Annotated in this window: 13 protein-coding genes; 1 reads left to right on the plus strand and 12 read right to left on the minus strand. The window is 62.5% G+C overall.

Translation table 11 applies throughout. The features are described from left to right. Window positions 1-448: 448 nt before the first annotated feature. Window positions 449-1192, minus strand: coding sequence for a Bax inhibitor-1/YccA family protein (locus ACLKMW_RS12105; RefSeq protein ID WP_415724720.1), 744 nt, complete (start codon window positions 1190-1192; stop codon window positions 449-451). A gap of 520 nt (window positions 1193-1712) precedes the next feature. On the opposite strand from ACLKMW_RS12105, the gene ACLKMW_RS12110 reads away from it, so the two are divergent. After that, window positions 1713-2318, plus strand: coding sequence for a carboxymuconolactone decarboxylase family protein (locus tag ACLKMW_RS12110; RefSeq protein WP_415724721.1), 606 nt, complete (start codon window positions 1713-1715; stop codon window positions 2316-2318). 8 nt (window positions 2319-2326) lie between these two features. Here the strand turns inward: ACLKMW_RS12110 and ACLKMW_RS12115 are convergent, their stop codons facing one another. The 11 genes from ACLKMW_RS12115 to ACLKMW_RS12165 form a co-directional block, all read right to left on the minus strand. After that, window positions 2327-2800 (minus strand): cytochrome c-type biogenesis protein, encoded by a 474-nt coding sequence (locus tag ACLKMW_RS12115; protein WP_415724722.1) that lies wholly within the window; start codon window positions 2798-2800, stop codon window positions 2327-2329. A gap of 138 nt (window positions 2801-2938) precedes the next feature. Next, window positions 2939-5452 carry a heavy metal translocating P-type ATPase gene (locus ACLKMW_RS12120; protein ID WP_415724723.1) on the minus strand — a complete coding sequence of 838 codons (2514 nt, stop codon included), beginning with the start codon at window positions 5450-5452 and terminating at the stop codon, window positions 2939-2941. 234 nt (window positions 5453-5686) lie between these two features. Beyond that, window positions 5687-6082, minus strand: coding sequence for a class I SAM-dependent methyltransferase (locus ACLKMW_RS12125; RefSeq protein ID WP_415724724.1), 396 nt, complete (start codon window positions 6080-6082; stop codon window positions 5687-5689). Between the two features lie 306 nt (window positions 6083-6388). Then, window positions 6389-7249, minus strand: coding sequence for a prolipoprotein diacylglyceryl transferase (gene lgt / locus ACLKMW_RS12130; protein WP_415724725.1), 861 nt, complete (start codon window positions 7247-7249; stop codon window positions 6389-6391). 234 nt (window positions 7250-7483) lie between these two features. After that, window positions 7484-7897, minus strand: coding sequence for a Cu(I)-responsive transcriptional regulator (gene cueR / locus ACLKMW_RS12135; RefSeq protein ID WP_415724726.1), 414 nt, complete (start codon window positions 7895-7897; stop codon window positions 7484-7486). Between the two features lie 22 nt (window positions 7898-7919). Continuing rightward, window positions 7920-10391 (minus strand): heavy metal translocating P-type ATPase, encoded by a 2472-nt coding sequence (locus ACLKMW_RS12140; protein WP_458575171.1) that lies wholly within the window; start codon window positions 10389-10391, stop codon window positions 7920-7922. A gap of 314 nt (window positions 10392-10705) precedes the next feature. After that, on the minus strand, window positions 10706-14224 hold the full coding sequence (locus tag ACLKMW_RS12145) for a DEAD/DEAH box helicase (RefSeq protein WP_415724728.1): 3519 nt from the start codon (window positions 14222-14224) through the stop codon (window positions 10706-10708). Beyond that, on the minus strand, window positions 14208-14987 hold the full coding sequence (locus ACLKMW_RS12150; protein WP_415724729.1) for a Hachiman antiphage defense system protein HamA: 780 nt from the start codon (window positions 14985-14987) through the stop codon (window positions 14208-14210). The genes ACLKMW_RS12145 and ACLKMW_RS12150 overlap by 17 nt, the downstream gene beginning before the upstream one ends. A gap of 14 nt (window positions 14988-15001) precedes the next feature. Further along, complete coding sequence (locus ACLKMW_RS12155; RefSeq protein ID WP_415724730.1) at window positions 15002-15808, minus strand: restriction endonuclease; 807 nt, start codon at window positions 15806-15808, stop codon at window positions 15002-15004. A gap of 103 nt (window positions 15809-15911) precedes the next feature. Further along, complete coding sequence (locus ACLKMW_RS12160) at window positions 15912-16949, minus strand: nucleotidyl transferase AbiEii/AbiGii toxin family protein (RefSeq protein WP_415724731.1); 1038 nt, start codon at window positions 16947-16949, stop codon at window positions 15912-15914. Then, the gene (locus tag ACLKMW_RS12165; protein WP_415724732.1) at window positions 16942-17535 is read right to left on the minus strand and encodes a DUF6088 family protein; all 594 of its coding nucleotides are present in this window, start codon (window positions 17533-17535) and stop codon (window positions 16942-16944) included. Before ACLKMW_RS12165 ends, ACLKMW_RS12160 begins: the two co-directional genes overlap by 8 nt. Window positions 17536-17602 lie beyond the last annotated feature (67 nt).

The raw sequence follows: 17602 nt of genomic DNA on the forward strand, positions 1-17602 counted from the left end.
TACACGGGGCCAGAAATGACGGCTGCGGAACGCCGCTTTCGTCAAATCCAGAAGACAAGTCCAATCGCAGCTAGTGCGCAGATGATCAAAAGGCCCCACATCTGCCATCCTTCCATCCGGCGGAAGGTGAAGGACTCGCGCGAATACCTATCGTCACGTTTCGGTTTGATTGCCATCGGATCAACCTCGCTTCGGGCACATACCTATCTCCTTTTGGAGATCGGTGTAGGCTCAACGCAAGAGACAGGTCAAAGTTTCGGGCGACCTCGGCGACGGCTCCCCTAGCTACGAACTTACACAAAAGTTCCTAGGTGCCATCGTTCCGCGCTACCTCCAGCGCCTTCGGCCGCGCCAACCAGGAAGCCGGCTTTCCCACCGCTTGCGCGGCGTAAGGAAATGGGGCGGCCGCAAGGCCGCCCCTTCGCATTTTCCGTCGATTCAGCTGCCGCTATTCCCGGTTGCCCAGGAACTGCAGCATGAACATGAACAGATTGATGAAGTCGAGATAGAGCCTGAGCGCGCCCATGATGGCCTTGCGGCCGGTGGCGAGCACGTCGTCGCTTTCCCAATACATCTCCTTGATCTTCTGCGTGTCGTAGGCCGTGAGGCCGGCAAAGATCAGCACGCCGATCGCCGAAATGGCGAACTGTAGCGCCGAGGAGGCGAGGAAGATGTTCACCACCATCGCGATGATGAGGCCGATCAGGCCCATGAACAGGAACGAGCCCATGCCGGTCAGGTCGCGCTTGGTCGTATAGCCCCAGAGCGACAGGCCGCCGAAGGACGCCGCGGTGATGAAGAACACGCGCACGATGCTCTCGCCGGTAAAGACGAGGAAGATCGAGGCGAGCGATAGGCCCATCAGGGCAGCGAAGGCCCAGAAAGTCAATTGCGCCGCCGAAACGCTCATCTTCTCGATGCGCGCGCTCAGGAAAAACACGAAGCCGAGCGGGGCAAGCATGATCACCCAGCGCAGCGGGCTTGCGAAGATCAGTTGGCCGAAGCCGGTCAACTGCCCGTTGGAGACAGCCATCTGCGCGGTGGCGAATGCGGCGACGCCGGTGATTGCGAGGCCGAGCGCCATCAGGTTGTAAACCTTGATCATATAGGCGCGCAGGCCCTCGTCGATGCCGGCGTCGGTGCGGGTTCCCGCCGGTGCGACGCGCGCCTGGTAGTTGCGAAGGTCAGCCATTGTTTCCTCTACTTGCTTCTGTCCCGTCCGGTGTCAGGCCCATCATCCCGGAGGGAATGGCCCAGGCGCCGCTGGCGTGACTCCAGCATGCCTTGTGCGAGATATGATGATTATTGGATGAAGGACAAGGCCGGACGGTTTGGTTATCGATCTGGTTGCGCGGTTGAGCTGGCCACCCGAATCGGCTGACAGTTCTGTTCTGGTGGCCGAAGGCGAAATGCTCAAGCGCGACTGAAAGGCACGCCCGGGCTTCCTCTAAACCAGATCGCTGAACGCCGTGAGGACGAGCTGTCCCCGCCTGGTCTCCGGCGCGCGACGTCTTGGCAATGACTCATGCCGGGATCGCGAACTCTTCGCCAGCTCGCAGGCAGGACTTGGGTTCTTTGGGCGCCCACGGTGTTGACCTGGGCGGACCGGAAGGTTCAACGCTGCTAAGCGGTTCGCACGCTCCTGCATTGCGTGGATCCGAATTTTCGCTATCGTCCTCTGAGCCCCGACAGCCATTCGATCGGACCGCACCATGCCCTTTATTGCAACGTCGACCGACGAACCCGTCGGTGAAAAGACGGCGGAGATGTTCACGCGAGCTGTACGTTCATTTGGCTATCTCCCAAACATGGTGAAGGTCTTTGGCGACCGCCCGGAAGTGATGAGCGCATGGAACGCCTTGCTTGAAAGCATAAAGAGCAACATGGATCTCCGGCGGTATGAACTCGTCACGGTCGCCGCGGCGAAACAGCTGCGGAGCTCTTATTGCATGCTTGCGCACGGCTCCATCCTACTCCGCGACCATTTCACAGCAGAAGAGGTTCAAGCCATAGTTGAAGATGCTAACGCGTCCTCACTTGACGCGATCGATCGGGCCGTGATGCAATTCGCGGGCAAGGTTGTGCAGGACGCTACTTCGATCAGCTCGGGTGATATCGAAGGCTTGCGAAGCCATGGCTTGTCGGACCAAGAGATTTTCGACGTTGCGGCTGCTGCCGCTGCCAGGTGTTTCTTCAGCAAGATGCTGGATGCTTTGGGCGCGCAGCCAGACAGCACCTACAATGAAATCGAACCTGGCTTGAGGAAATCGCTGTTGGTTGGGCGTCAAATCGAGAGCGAGGCCGGCGGATCAAGATAGCTGAACAGCTATTCGCCTTCGCGCAAAACTTCCTGCAGTGCTACCTGCTCGTCTGCCGAGAGGCCCTCCGCCTCTTTTCGCTGCCGACCCCGCGCGTTCAGGAAAACGAAGAGCCCGCCCCCAAACAGCAGGATCAGAGGGGTTGACCAGAGAGCCAAGTTCCGCATGTTGAAGCGCGGACGCAGCAGTACGAACTCGCCATAGCGCGAGACCACGAACTCAACAACCTCGGCGTCCATGTCACCCGCGCTCAGACGTTCGCGCACCAGCAGGCGCAGGTCGCGCGCCAGCTCGGCGTCGGAGTCGTCGATCGACTGGTTCTGGCACACCAAGCAGCGCAGGCCGGAGGAGAGATCGCGGGCCCGCGCCTCGAGCGCCGGATCGGCCAGGACCTCATCGGGAAGTACTGCCCCCGCCGGCGGCGGTACAAGCGCAAGAACGAAGAGCGCAAGCAGCGCAGATATCCAGGGCCGTTTGCTCACGAGGATACCCCGGCCGGTTTGGCTTCGGCCGGCAGCTTCCGTTTGCCCGGCGCGCCGACAGAGGGATAGATGCTAAGGACCGCTGCTTCATAAATGGCGGCGCGAGTGGCGTAGCTTCGCATGGGAGACGGAACCTCGTCATCGGAGGGACAGCGACCTGAGCCTCAGCGCGTTCCCAATTACGGATACCGACGACAGGCTCATCGCCGCCGCGGCGATCATCGGCGACAACAGGGTTCCGAGGACCGGGTAGAGAACGCCAGCGGCGACCGGCACGCCGAGCGTGTTGTAGACGAAGGCGAAGAACAGGTTCTGCTTGATGTTCCGGATCGTGGCCTGGGCGAGCGTGCGCGCCCTCACGATCCCGTTGAGATCGCCCTTCACCAGCGTGATGCCTGCGCTCTCGACCGCCACGTCAGCACCCGTTCCCATGGCGATACCAACGTCGGCCGCGGCGAGCGCCGGCGCGTCGTTGACGCCGTCGCCGGCCATGGCGATGCTGGCCCCCCTCGCCCGCAGTTCATCGATGAGCGCCTTCTTGCTCTCGGGCATCATGTCGGCGCGGACTTCGTCGATGCCGAGCTTGGCCGCGACGGCTCTCGCCGTCCGTTCGTTGTCGCCCGTCGCCATGATGATCTTCAGACCGCTCTCGTGCAGGGCGCGGATTGCGTCGGCGGTTGTGGCCTTTATCGGATCCGAAACCGCGACGATTCCTGCGAGCTTGCCGTCGGCCGCAACGAACATAGCGGTCTTGCCCGCGGAACGGAGTTCGTCGGCACGGTCCTTCAGCGCTTCCACGGCAATGCCGAGATCGTCCATCATCGCGCGGTTTCCGAGCGCGACCAGGCGCCCCGAAACTCTGCCCGAAACGCCCTTGCCCGTCACAGCCTCGAAATCGATAGCATCGGAAACGGACGCCCCCCTGTCCCGCGCCCCATCGACGATCGCCTCGGCAAGCGGGTGCTCCGAGCCCTTCTCCAGGCTGGCGGCCAGTCCGAGCAACTCGCCCACGTCGAAGTCCTGCGAAGCGATGACGTCCGTCAGCTTCGGCTTGCCTTCGGTCAGCGTCCCGGTCTTGTCCACGATCAGCGTGTCGACCTTGGCGAATCGCTCCAGCGCCTCGGCGTCCTTGATCAGCACGCCGGCCTGCGCGCCCCGCCCCGTCGCCGTCATGATCGACATCGGCGTCGCGAGTCCGAGCGCGCAGGGACAGGCGATGATCAGTACTGAGACGGCCGAGACGATGGCGAAGACCATGCTGGGCGGGGGTCCGAACAGCGCCCAGACGATGAAGGCGACGACCGCGACCAACACCACGGTCGGCACGAAGTAGAACGAGACCCGATCCGCCAGGCCCTGAATGGGCGCGCGCGAGCGCTGCGCCTTGGCGACCATCTCGACGATCTGGGACAGCATCGTGTCCTTGCCGACCTTGTCGGCGCGCATCACCAGCGAGCCGTTCTTGTTGAGCGTACCCCCGGTCACCGCGTCGCCTTCGGTCTTCTCGACGGGGACTGGCTCGCCGGAGATCATGGATTCGTCTACCGAGGAGCGACCTTCGAGAACGATTCCGTCGACGGGAACGCTATCGCCCGGCCGGACGCGCAGCCTGTCGCCGGATTGCACCTCTTCCAGCGGCACATCCGCTTCCGTGCCGTCGTCGTGAAGCCGCCTTGCCGTTTTCGGGGCGAGGTCGAGCAGCGCCCGGATCGCGGAGCCCGTGCGCTCACGCGCCCGAAGCTCCAGTACCTGCCCGAGGAAGACCAGGGCGACGATCACCGCCGCCACCTCGAAATAGACCGGAACCGCGCCGCCGTGCGTGCGGAACTGATCCGGGAACAGGCCTGGAAAGAGCGTGGCGACGACACTGTAGGCATAAGCCGCGCCGACGCCGATTGAGATCAGCGTCCACATGTTCGGGCTGCGGTTGACGACGGAATCGTAGCCTCGGCGGAAGAACGGAACCGCGGCCCACAGCATCACCGGGGTGGCCAACGCGAGTTCGATCCAGGCCGCGGTCCTCTCTCCGATCCACTCCCGGGGCGACAGGCCGACTACCGGCCCCATCGTCAGGATGAGCAGCGGCACGGAGAGCACGGCGCTCACCCACAGCCGGCGCGTGAAGTCCACGAGCTCGGGATTCGGCCCCTCCTCGCCCGTCGGCACGCCCATTGGCTCCAGCGCCATGCCGCAGATCGGACAGGAGCCGGGTTCATCGCGAATGATCTCCGGATGCATCGGACAGGTGTACTGCGTCCCCGCCGCCATCACCTCGATCGCCGGTCGTGCGCTGACGAAGCTGTCCGGATTGCCCTCAAACTTCCTCTGACAGCCGGGCGAGCAGAAATAGAATCCTTGATCTTCATGCCGGGTGAAATGCCTCGCTGTCGCACGATCCACTTTCATGCCGCAGACGGGATCGGTCGACTGTAGATATGCTTCCGGATCCATCACGAACTTGCCGCGGCAGGACGCACTGCAGAAATAATAGGTGTGGCCGCGGTAAACCGCAGTCGGCTTGCCCGCTTCCGGATCGACGGTCATTCCGCACACTGGGTCACGGGTGACCCCGACCTCGGCGCCGGGCGCCGCGTGGCGGTGATCGATGGGTGATTGGCTGTGACCGCCGTGGTTCTCGTGACCTTGTTTCATGGCCGATGCTCCTGTGACCCGTGACCTGTAGACCTTCCACCTGCTGGAAGATCACGCTCCGTTGTTGCCCTCGAATCGTAGAGCCCGCAGGATGGGCATGATATCCACGCCGACGTTTACACTGGGGGCCGGGCTGAGCCCTCCAGCGTTTCATCAGCCCGTCGGTTCCCTCTCACCGCTGGACCGACCGTACGGACTTGTCAGCCGGCCCAGCATTGCTCCAGTCATGCGCGATCAATCGCATCCACGCACGGCGGTCCCTTGATAGAAGAAGGCGAACAGACGCGGCCCTGGACCGTACGCCGCATTCTGTGACAAAGCGCGAAGATCGCTTTCGGCCAATATCTTTGAGAAGGGCCGGTTGATGTTGCACCCGCCTGCGAAACGGCGCCAGGCGGGATTTAGGCGGTCTTGCCATCGTGAAACATTCTCGTCAGGTGATCGGCCGTGTTCAACGTAAAGGAAGCGGCCGCCGGGTTTCAGGACACGACCGATCTCGCGCAGAACAAGGTCGGGATCCAAAACAGAGCACAGCGTCCAGGTCGAGACAACACAGTCAAAGCTGCTTGGCTCGAAGGGAAGAGCCTCCCCTGCCGCTTGCAGCAGTGTTACGGGAGCGGTCGAATTCACGCTCCCCGCCCGGCGAAGCATCGCTTTCGCTAGGGTCGATGCCAGTTACGGATTCCACGGCGTGCCCATAGTGGCCGAGGTTTGATCCTGAACCGATTCCGATCTCCAAAATGCGTCCGCTCGCCTGCCCAGCGACAGTCTCACGATAGGGCCGCAGCCTATCGGCGCTCATGGCAAGGTGGGTCAGGCACGGGCATACTTTCTTGCGATAGAAGCTCATCCGCAAAATCTCTTCAACTCGCCAATACTCTGGCTTCCGGTGGCACGAACGACAACACCATGGCTGGGGTCAGCGCGTGTTGATCGTCACGGTCGGTTTCTCTCTTCCTGCCCTATGCTGTTTGCTAGTGGATGGCGCCGCGGCTCGCGAGATGCCCGAATTCGGCCCCACAGGATCAGGAGAATGCCGAGCAGCACCATCGGCAACGACAGGATCTGGCCCATGGTCAGCCTGCCGAACAGGAAACCGAGAAAAGCATCGGGCTCTCGGAACAATTCCGCGGCGATGCGGCTCAATCCGTATCCGAGCAGGAAGACGCCGGTGATCATCCCGGGCCGCCTGCGGATTGATGGTTTGTGCGCGAGTACGGCCAGAATTATGAACAGCACCAGTCCTTCGAGGAATGCCTCATAGAGCTGACTGGGATGGCGAGGCAGATCGCCCGCTCCCGGGAAGACGATAGCCCAAGGCGCGTCGCTGACGCGCCCCCACAGCTCGCCATTGATGAAGTTGGCGAGCCTGCCGAAGAAAAGTCCGATTGGGACAACGGGAGCAACAATATCGGTGAGCTTGAGCAGCGGGAGTTCGCGCTTCCAGGCAAAAATTACAATCGCGGCGGTGACGCCCAGAAGTCCTCCATGAAAGGACATGCCACCATGCCACACTGCCAGGATGCTCAAGGGATTCTGCAGGTAGGCTTCCCATTGATAAAATAGCACATAACCCAGCCGCCCCCCGAGAATGATGCCGAAGGTTACCCAGAGCACGAGGCTTTCCACATCGCTGGAAGTGGGTCGTCCGCCATAGAGCCGGGCGAGATAGACAGCATAGCGCCATCCAGCAAGGATTCCGACGAGGTAAGCCAGCCCATACCAGCGGATGGCAAGCGGCCCGAACTCGACCAGGACAGGGTCTATGGCGGGAAAAGTCAACGGGAATAGATCCATGATTGCTCCTGGGGTGATTCTTTTCAAGCTCGGGGGCAGGCATTGCGTGGACTGCGCACTTGGGGCAGCTGAATGGATGCGGCTTAGGCGAAGCGTCGCCACACGATCGATCATTCACGACGATTTTCGACACAGCGTAGTCGGGCAACAGCGGCAAATCGGGCGAACAGGTGTCGATCCTGGAAGAGGCGCGGCAACCGTTATTCGCCCAATTGCCGCTTCAACTTCAAACGATCAGTGAAGCAGGGCATATTTTCCCCCCTCTCCCGACAAGTCGTCCAGGATCGGCCATTGGGGACGATCGTCACCATTGCACCTGGCCGCGAGATGTAGGAGGGACTCCCTCAAGGCCTGAAGTCTGGCAGTCCTATTCTGAAGTTCCTCGATACATTCCAAAGCAATTGCCTTCACTTCAGCGCTGGTGCGGCTCTCGTCCTGCCATAGGGCGAGGAGGCGCCGCACGTCGTCCATGGAAAAGCCGAGTTCGCGGGCGCGGTGGATGAACCGAAGCGTGTTCACCTCCGTTTGGGAGTAGACCCTGTAACCCGCCTCTGATCTGGCCGCAGCAGGGATAAGCTCGATGCTCTCATAGTAGCGGATCATCTTCGCCGACACGTTCCAGGCGGCAGCTGTTTGTCCGATGTTCATTTTTTCATCTCCTTTTTGGTTTTCACTCCGCTGGCGCAAGATGGCCCCGTCCGTCCGGTGCGGCGCTCGCATCCGCCTTCATGGGCGGCTGGAAACCCCGCAGCCGTAGGGCGTTGCTGAGCACGAAGACGCTCGACAGGGCCATTGCTGCTGCCGCTAGCACCGGCGACAGAAGCACGCCGTAGACGGGAAAGAGCGCGCCGGCTGCGACCGGAATCAGGGCTGCGTTGTAGGCGAAGGCCCAGAACAGGTTTTGTTTGATGTTCCGCATCGTCGCCTTCGACAGCGCAATGGCGTTCGGCACACCCCTGAGGTCGCCGGAGATAAGCACCACGTCGGCGCTCTCGATGGCCACGTCGGTGCCCGTGCCGATCGCCAGCCCCACATCGGCTTCCGCGAGCGCCGGCGCATCGTTGATGCCGTCGCCCACGAAGGCCACGCTCCGGCTTCCTTCTCGCAGCCGTTTGATTGCTTCCACCTTGCCATCGGGCAAGACCTCGGCGACCACCTCGTCAATTCCGACACGCCGCGCGATCGCTTCCGCCGTTCGCCGGTTATCACCGGTGATCATCGCAACTTTGAGGCCCAGCGCGTGCAGCGCCGCGATCGCTTCTGGGGTCGTGGGCCTGATCGGATCGGCGACCGCGATGATGGCCGCCAGCCGGCCATCGACTGCCGCATAGAGCGGGCTCTTGCCCTCGTCGGCAAGCCGCGCCGCTTCGTCCGCAAAAAACGACACGTCGAGACCGAGCCTGCGCATCAGCCGGTCTGCGCCGACCGCGACTGTGTGTTCGCCCATGCGGGCCTCGACGCCGAAGCCGGGGATCGCTTCGAAAGCGGAGGGCGCGGTCACCTCAAGGCCCTGCCGCTGCGCGGCTTCCACGATCGCATCCGCAATCGGGTGCTCGGAACGGCTCTCCACCCCAGCGACGAGCGCCAGGATCTGGTCGCGGTCGAAGCCGTCGGCCACGGTCAGGTCCGTGAGTTCCGGCCGTCCCTTGGTCAGCGTGCCTGTCTTGTCGAGCGCGATCACCTGCGCGTCTCTCAGTGTCTGCAGCGCCTCGCCTTTACGGAAGAGCACTCCCATTTCGGCCGCACGGCCTGTTCCCACCATGATCGAGGTCGGGGTCGCCAGTCCCATCGCGCAGGGACAGGCGATGATCAGGACCGCCACCGCGTTCACGAGTGCGAAGGTGAGCGCCGGCGTAGGCCCAAAAGCGAGCCAGACCAGAAAGGTCAGCGCTGCAATGACCATGACTGCGGGCACAAACCAGGCCGTCACCCGATCCACAAGCGCCTGAATGGGGAGCTTCGCCCCCTGCGCACGCTCGACCATCTGAACAATCTGCGCCAGCACTGTGTCTGAGCCGACCTTTGTCGCCTGGAAGGAGAACGCGCCCGTCTTGTTGATCGTCCCGCCGACGACTTCAGCGCCCGCGCCCTTGGCGACCGGCACGGGCTCCCCCGTGATCATCGACTCGTCTACGAAGGACGAGCCATCGGTCACCTCGCCATCGACCGGGATCTTCTCGCCGGGCCTGACCTGAACAATGTCGCCGACCTTTACCTGGTCCAGCGGAAGCTCGACTGCGGCGCCGTTGCGTAAAACGCGCGCCGTTTTGGGTGCCAGGCTGATGAGGCGCTTGATGGCCTCGCCCGTGCGGCCTTTGTTACGAGCTTCCAGATAGCGGCCAAGCAGAATCAAGGTGATGATTACGGCGGAGGCCTCAAAATAAACATTTGCCGTCCCCTCCGGCAGGATGCCCGCCGCGAAGGTCGCCACGACCGAATAGCCCCAGGCAGCGCTCGTGCCGAGCGCGACCAGGGAATTCATGTCGGGCGCGCCGCGCATTAGGGCGGGCACTCCCTTCGTGTAGAAGCGTAGGCCTGGGCCGAACTGGACGATGGTTGCAAGCACGAAGAAGAGGTAGAGCATGTTGCGCTCGCCGAGCGTGCCGTGCATCCATGCCGCCACGCCCGGTACGAAATAAGAGCTCATTTCGAGGGCGAAGATGGGCAGCGACAACGCGGCTGCGAGCAGTACGCTGGAGCGCAGGCGGCGCGTCTCGACCTCCCGTTTTTGCGCCTGGACATCGGCCGTGCTCTCCAGTGCTGTGCGCCGGGCCTCGTAACCCGCCGCGCGCACGGCCGCCTCGATATCCGGCGCCTGCGTGACGCCGGCGATGGAGCGGATCGACGCTTTCTCTGTTGCCAGATTCACATTTGCCGTGAGAACGCCGGGCACGCTCTTCAGCGCCTTTTCGATGCGGCCGACACAGGAAGCGCAACTCATGCCCTCGATCGCGAGTTCGGTCGTGTCAACCCTCGGCTCATAGCCCGCCTGCTCGATCGCGTGCATGACAGCTAGCGGATCGGGTTCACTCGCGAAGGCAACGTCAGCTCGCTCGGTCGCCAGGTTAACGGAGGCGGAGGTCACGCCGGGCACGGCACGGATCGCGTTTTCGACGCGCCCCACGCAGGAGGCGCAACTCATTCCCTCAATTCCGATGCTAACGAGTAAATTCCCGCCCCGGGTCGCCCCGGCGCTGCTGTCTGCGGCGACCGTCGAAATCATATTGAACGCTCCTTGTTTCGTTCCAAGTCGCGCTTAAAGTGGGGCTTCCCACCGCTGGAAGGTCAATAGGGGAAATGAAAAATTTTCGAAGGCTCGCTCCGGCTCATCGTCGTCCGCGCATAAGCGAGCAGTCCGCTTGAGACCGCACGGCCGCTGGGTTGCATCTAGCGGCACGAAGCGACAGCCGCGGAAGATTGAGCGGTGGATCATCGCCTGGCACCTCCTTAACGGCATTACTCCGCGGACAGGTCGGCCGGCCCAAGATAGCTGATATCGATCCGGGTGACGTCTTGAGCCACCTGGGCGCGCACCAATCCCACCCGCGCTGGATTGAGCGCGGCCTGTACCGTCCCGAGCAGGACACCATCGGCCGAGAGTACTCGTGGCTGATCGGACCAACGGTGAAGCTGTACGGGCGTTCCTGGCTGCGGGGGGACGCCAAGCCATGACACGTTCGTCCAGTATCGACGGTCCGCCCAGGTGCGGTTTTCCGGGGGCGTGAAGCTTTGCGTGAATTCCGTCCACATCGCCTTCGTCTCGGCCGTCGGCCAATCGGCCTGTGCGCTCCACGCCGCGACGGCTTCCGAGTTGAGCCATTGCCGGAGCTCCTGACCCGTTTGGAAGGCCGCGCCGGTGTCGGTGACGGCCTTGATAGCCGCGAGCCTTGAGTTGAAACCCGCCTGGATCAAAATGGAGGCAGATCGATTTAACGTTCCGGTCTCGACGGCGGGAACGGCAAGACCGAGCTCATGGTCTTCGAGCGCGAGATCAAAGACGCCAACCGTATCGCCGTTCGCGGCCGCACGGACGCGGATCGCTTCCATGGCCCAGGGAAGACGATAGACCAGGCCTCCCTCGATGAACTGCAGCGTCTCCGACTCCTGACCGGCTGCGATGGCGGCAAGAGGCTGGCCGAGGAGCCAGGCGCGCAGGATGGCGCGCCAATTCGCCGGCATGGGATCAGGGATGAAGGGGTAGAAGGCGAAGACGCGCGCCGCCAACCCCGTAATCGCCGCAATTGCCGCCTCCGCATCGCCCTCGAGGATCCCGCCATTGGCTTGAATGAGCAGGAGGTTCGCATCCGCCGCGATGGCGTCCAGCGCATGCCCCGTCGTCAGTCCGACTCCGGCAAGGAAATAGCCTCGCCGGCGCGCTGCCGTCGATTGGCTCCAGATAAGTCGGCCGCGGGACACGAGGCCGGCCTTCAGAACCTGCTGCACCTGCTCGTTCTGACGCAGCAAGCGTCTGTGCCAGAGCGAGGATTGTAGGATGTCGTCCAGCGCGGCCTCGATGCCCTCGTCAGGAATGTCATTTTCACCGATGAGGCTGAGGATGGCTGTGTCGAGCGTTGCGACATGGCGCTCCCAATCGGCAAGCGCGCGCTCGCGGTCCTCGGGCTTTTCGTTTGCGATCTCGGGAAAGGTCCACGCGGCGGCATTGTTGACGACATATTCGACGAGTTGATCGAGGTCGCCACCGATGCGAGCGCGCATGCGCGACAGCAAAGCTGCGATCAGTTGAACAAGGCCGCTCTCCATATTGCGCGCGCCGAGATCGCTGATCAGAGCTTCCCAATTGCGACGCTTCTTCGCGATCTCGTCAAACATCGGAAAGAGCACGATGCCTTCCACGTCGACATAGGCGCGTCCGGCTCGCCCGATAACGTTCTTGAACTCGGAAATTTCGATCCGTTCGCCGGAGCGGTGGAGGGAATGCATCACCACCGCCGTCGCCGAGAGGTTGAGACCCTGCGCCAGAGTTGGCGACGAGATCGTGACCTTGAGGACGTTATCGCGCAGCAGCCGCTCAACCTCCTTACGATACGCCGTGGGCAGCGCCCCGTGGTGCAACGCTACGCCAAGGCGGAGGCATTTCAGGATGGCGCTATTCGGGCCGAGCCATTCTTCGCCCAGCGCGATCGCGGTGTTGAGCACCGCAGGATCAGCCTCAAGCAAGGAACTCAAGGCGCCGCGCTCGTGGAGATCGACAATCACGTCTGCGAATGGTTCCACACTGCGTCGCTGGGGACAGAAAATAAGGACAGTTTGCCCATCTTCAATCAGCCGCCAGGCCGTAGCCAGGCAGAGCTCGCGCTGGTCGTCGGGGAAGAGCCGGGTTCTGCGACGCTTTGGTGGCACCCAGTTCGGCGGCGCCGTTCCTGTGAGGAACCGCTGAACCCAAGGCCGTTCGTCGCCGATGCGCAGGTTCAACCGCGCGTTTGGGGACGTCCAGACAACCTCGCCGAAACGCAGCCGCGTCGGCCGCCAGTCGTGTTTGATGAGGCCCCCCGGATGATCTCGTCGCAGCCATCCGGCGAAGTCGTCGAGCTGGTCTCCGTCGGGGAGTATGGCCGAGAGGCACACGATCCGGCGGGTGTGGGCGTCGGGTCGGCGGAGCAGGCGCTGGATCTGCACCTCGTAGCGGACCTCGCGCTCATTGAGCCCGATCATGTGGCCTTCGTCGAAGACGAGCAGGCCAACATCATCGAGAAGGGACGGATCGTTGCGTAGCGCGAAGTCGAGCTTTTCCGGCGTTGCGACGACAATGTCGCGTTCCCGGATCGCGTCTTCATCGAAGCCGCTTACCCCGATGCTACCGTAGAGGGCCGAGATCGTCTTACCGAGTGGACCAAAAGTCCTCTGCAGGATTGTTTCCGTCTGCGCCGACAGCGCGCGAAGCGGCGTGATGAAGACCACGCGCCTGCCGCCGGCGAGGCAGCGCAGGATGCACAGCTCGGCGATCCGTGTCTTGCCGGCACTTGTCGGAAGTGAGACCACCAAGTCGTCGGACTGGTCAACCGCGCGGGTCGCCGCCTCGATCTGCGACGGCCACAGATCGACCTCGGCCCTCGGGCGCCGTTGCAATAGGGCGATGAACAGTTCACGGAGGCGAGGCCAGTCGGCCGCCTCGCCGCCGGCGGGCTGAAGTGGCACCTTTTCGTGGAAGGTATTCGACCAGAGATCCGACAAGAGGTGGAGCGCGATGCGATGGGCCCACCACTGCGGCAGCATGTTCATCTCGCTGCAGATGGAAAGGCTCACGCGGAGCCGCTCCAGCGCCTGGTCGAGCAGGGCGCGCTCGCCGCGTTCCAGAGCGAGAAGAAACAGGGACATGGACGCCATGAAGGCGTCAGTAAGCGCCGTGTCGAGGCCTTCGAAGAGGAACTCGTTGCCGCCGTCAACCGGGTCGGCTGCGCCCTCGAGCTCATCGAGGGTGGCCTGGATGGCGGCGGCGATCCCCGCGTCGCTTCCTTCGCCTGAAACCCGATAGTTAAGGACGCCGGCGCGGAGATCGTTGAAGTTCCGCCGCATCAACCGAGTGAGGCTGCGTTCGACAGGCGAGAAATTCTCGTCGGCTTCAACGATCGCAAGCAGAGAATAGGCGCGGGCAGAGAGATGCGCGAGATGATAGCTTGCGGCCGCCATTACAAAATGGAAATCGCGATCGGCCTCCAGGCGGTCGCCTTTGGCGATCGCCGCCTCAAGGGCCGTGGCAGCCTGTTCGAAGGCGATGCGCGCCTGTGCGGCGTCGCCGCCAAGCTCACGAAGACGAAGGCCAAGCCCGAGAAGGGCGTAACCATAGGAGTGCAAGTCGTAGCTGAGTTGCGGCGCAAAGGCTGGCGCGTCCAGCGGAAGCGCGCCGTCCCGCCAGATGATAGCTCGCGCCTGACCGCGTGCGATGAGACGGCCGCGAAAGCCGGCAGTCGCCGCTTCTGTAATGTCAGCCGCGATTGCTTCAGGCGTTGTTGGCATCGGCGATCACTCGATCATAGACCGCGCCGATAAAGGCGGCGTGTCCCTCCACACGCAGGCCTATACCCCACTGGTTGATGGGTCCCGGGTAGGCCTGGAGAGAGGCGGTTAGCAGGGCATCTGGCGCGTTGCCGGAAAACGTGAAAAGCAGATGTTTGACGTTCTGCTGGGGAATGCCGTGCTTGAGCAACGCGTCATCGATCGCGTCGGCTAGCGGTAGATTGTCCAGCTCCAGCAGGCGTGCCGAGATGAAGGACAGCGCGTGAGCGGACGGCAGCCCGCCATCCTTGTCCAAGCCCGCCCGGGCGTCGGTAAGGACCTGAGTGGTAAGCGCCACGCGGCTCTTGGCCTCGGTCTTCAGGAAATGCAAGCGCTCGGTGGCGGCATCCTGCAGGATGCCGATGACGTCCTCACCACGCATTGCCATGTTGCGATGATCCTTCCAGCGCAAGCGTTTGATCGGCGCGCGGTACCCGCCGCTGTGGGCATCGATCCATTCCGTTGCGAATATCTCGCCGAGATCACCGGAGCGGATCGCTTTGGTGGTCGGGAGTTTACCGTCTATCAGCGCTGCCGAGGCCGGCTTCCCAAGACGCGCGAGCGCGCGCGCCACCTGCTCCTCTGATGCATAATGCCCCGGCACGATGGCCGCCGTTGCCTGGATCCCCGTGGCGAAGCTCGCGGCCTGCCCGGTCATCACCTGACGGAAATGGTTCCCGATGGGCTCGTCGACCGAAATGCACCAATCATTGAACTGCGCCACGCTCTACCTCCCGGTCAGTGAAGAAAGAGATCGGGGACGCGAACGAAGGCGGAGCCGGTCTCGGCGGCTCGGCGAACCTTCCGTTCGAGAACCTGGGTAAGCGGAATTTCTCGCTCCAGCATCTCGTAGAGGTCAAGACCATCCATGCAGATGACGCGCTTGCCGCGCCCGAAGGCGACAAGTCCGTCATCGGTGAATCCGCTGTTGCTGACGAAGAGGCCCCGGGTCCAGGCTGCCTTTTGCTCAATCTTGCCATGGAAGGTATGAAGCTCGGCGACGCCGATGGGCTGGCCGTGCCACTTGGCCTCGAGCAAGTAAATGTCGCTTGCAAGCAGAAAGCTGCCGTCGATCTGTTCGCCCCGGAGCCGGAAAGGCTCCTGGGCGACCAGGCCGAACGCGTTGAACAGATCCTTGAGAAAGACCTCGAACGCATAGCCGCGAGCATGTGGAGCGAGCAACGTGACCTGCAAGAGGTTCGATTTGATCTTCGCGATCTTCTGCCGGTCCACTTCGCCGCCAGCAGCGCTGCGTGCTGCTGGTTGTGCAGCGGCACCGCCCGAAATCCGGTCGATCATCCCTTGATAGAGGGCTTGGGCATTGACGACAGGATCCTTGCTGCCAGTACGGGCGAGATATTCCGAGCGGTGCTCCCAGAGCGCTGAGAGCGTGCGGACCGCAGTGGCGTCGTCGCAGTTCTGCAGGAAGAAGCGGAGGCGCTTGCCCTTTGATCCCCCATTTACCGCATATTTCGGATCGTCGATGCTGGCCTTGATCTCCGAGGCGAAAAAGTCCGAGAAGCTGGCGTCGGAGAAGTCCAGCACAAAGCCAGGCCCTCGAACGAAGTCGACGAGGTCATCTACGAGACGCAGTTCGATGGATCGTATAGAGCTAATGAACTTCCCCTCCGCAGCTTATGGCTAAGTGCTAGCTATTGATTGTTTCTTGGAGCTTCTCAATTTTTGCAAGTATGTCATCGAAAGCGGGCGGGCTCTCATCGAACATCATCGGCGCCATGGCCCGATAGTCGGCGCGCAGGTCCTTGATCCGCGCCACGCTTGGCATCAGTCGCATCGTGCCCGGCCGCGCGGTGCCATAGCTGGCCCAGCCCGACCGGAAGAAGGTCGCTTTATGCTTTGCCACCGTTGCCAGAAGGTCGAAATCCTTGGCGGCGGCCTTGCCCTCGTCGGCGTCGAGAAGCATGGCGAGGTCGTAATAGTGCCGCGAGAAATACTGCGGTGTCGCCGTTTCTTTGGGACGATGTGCCTCCGCATGCAACGCGGTGGCCTTTTCCCAAAAGGTCCGTTGCGCCGAGAGAACGGTCACAACGCTGTCAGGGTCTTCGAAGAAGTTGGGATAGTCCTCCGCCGCGTAGGGGCGAATGACCTTCTCCTCGGTGGGCCATGGATCCCCGCGCGCGCCGAGTTCGAGCTTCACTCGTGGAGTGATGTAGGCCATGCCTTCATATTCGGAGGTGGGCAACACGGTCGGATAGTGGAAGTTCACCGTCTGTGCGTCGTTGGCGTCGATCTCCAGCGACCACTCGCCTTTGGTCGGTTCGCCGAGTTGCTGGACGATCGTGGCGCGGAGAGCTGGAAGTAACTTCTCGGCAATATGCTGCTCGACATCGCTCACCAGCGCCCCGATGAGTTTATCGGCTTTTTTCTTGCTGATGCCCTCCTTCTCGGGATCGCGATCACCTGTGTAGCCGAGGTCCGCTCGATCGAAAGACAGGTCGATATCTTCGGAAAAGCGGCGGATGGCGCCGAAGGCCTTGGAAAGGGACGTGCCGCCCTTGAAGACGAGGGTGGCAGCGTCCTTCTCCCGCAGGCCGAAAAGCCGCTTCAAGGTCCAGCAGACCCAGAAGTCCTTTTCAATGATCGTATTGGCGACCCCTCGGCCAGCGCCGGTCTCGCCAAAGAGAGCTGCCCTATCGTCGGCGGGAAGAAGAGCGACCTTATCCATCGATCCCACCCGACGTAGTGTTGGCGATCGAAACGAGCGTCGGCCGCATCCATGCGGGGGCTTGGACCACAGTGGATGCGAGCGTCTTCTTGTCGCTGGCCGACAGGCGACGCCCCGCGATCTGCGCAACGTCGGCGGCACGTACGGCTCCCAAGTGGCGAAGGGCCTGTACGACCGTGCCAACGGCGCTGCCCGGAGCAATCAGATGCTTGGGCGAGGCGTGACGCAGATCGACCACGCGCTTGCCCAATACGACACGGCGGGACGGGCCATCGGTTAGATAGGTACTCTTTGCCGGAACCTGAGCGGAGAGACCAAGCGCATTCGCCGCGCGCGCACCGGCGATCTGTACCTGGGATCCAGTCTCCCGCGCTAATGCTTGTGCGACATCGTCAGGTGTAGGCGCAAGGGGACCAAGTTGCGGATGAACCTTCGGGAAGTCGTACAAGCCCCGCGCCAGGCGCCGAAGCTTCCCGCTCTTAGCCAGTCGTGAGAGAGCCTGGTCGACTGCCGCGCGTCCGCCCACGTCCAGGAAATCACTGGGCGTGAAGACGCCGCCACGCCCGCCAGCGCGGGCGCGCCTCATGATCTGGTGTGGGACCGATGTGGTAACGGTTTTCATATGTCAGAAAATAGCACATCTTTTTCTGACA

Origin of the sequence: Borborobacter xinjiangensis, assembly GCF_047739745.1 — a bacterium.
Classification (GTDB): domain Bacteria; phylum Pseudomonadota; class Alphaproteobacteria; order Rhizobiales; family Rhizobiaceae; genus Pseudaminobacter.

Bases quoted from the DNA above. Each gene is read 5' to 3' on its own strand.
- ACLKMW_RS12105 (WP_415724720.1), bottom strand. From the start codon at position 1,192: ATGGCTGACCTTCGCAACTACCAGGCGCGCGTCGCACCGGCGGGAACC.
- ACLKMW_RS12110 (WP_415724721.1), top strand. From the start codon at position 1,713: ATGCCCTTTATTGCAACGTCGACCGACGAACCCGTCGGTGAAAAGACG.
- ACLKMW_RS12120 (WP_415724723.1), bottom strand. From the start codon at position 5,452: ATGAAACAAGGTCACGAGAACCACGGCGGTCACAGCCAATCACCCATC.
- lgt (WP_415724725.1), bottom strand. From the start codon at position 7,249: ATGGATCTATTCCCGTTGACTTTTCCCGCCATAGACCCTGTCCTGGTC.
- cueR (WP_415724726.1), bottom strand. From the start codon at position 7,897: ATGAACATCGGACAAACAGCTGCCGCCTGGAACGTGTCGGCGAAGATG.
- ACLKMW_RS12140 (WP_458575171.1), bottom strand. From the start codon at position 10,391: ATGAGTTGCGCCTCCTGCGTGGGGCGCGTCGAAAACGCGATCCGTGCC.
- ACLKMW_RS12145 (WP_415724728.1), bottom strand. From the start codon at position 14,224: ATGCCAACAACGCCTGAAGCAATCGCGGCTGACATTACAGAAGCGGCG.
- ACLKMW_RS12160 (WP_415724731.1), bottom strand. From the start codon at position 16,949: ATGGATAAGGTCGCTCTTCTTCCCGCCGACGATAGGGCAGCTCTCTTT.
- ACLKMW_RS12165 (WP_415724732.1), bottom strand. From the start codon at position 17,535: ATGAGGCGCGCCCGCGCTGGCGGGCGTGGCGGCGTCTTCACGCCCAGT.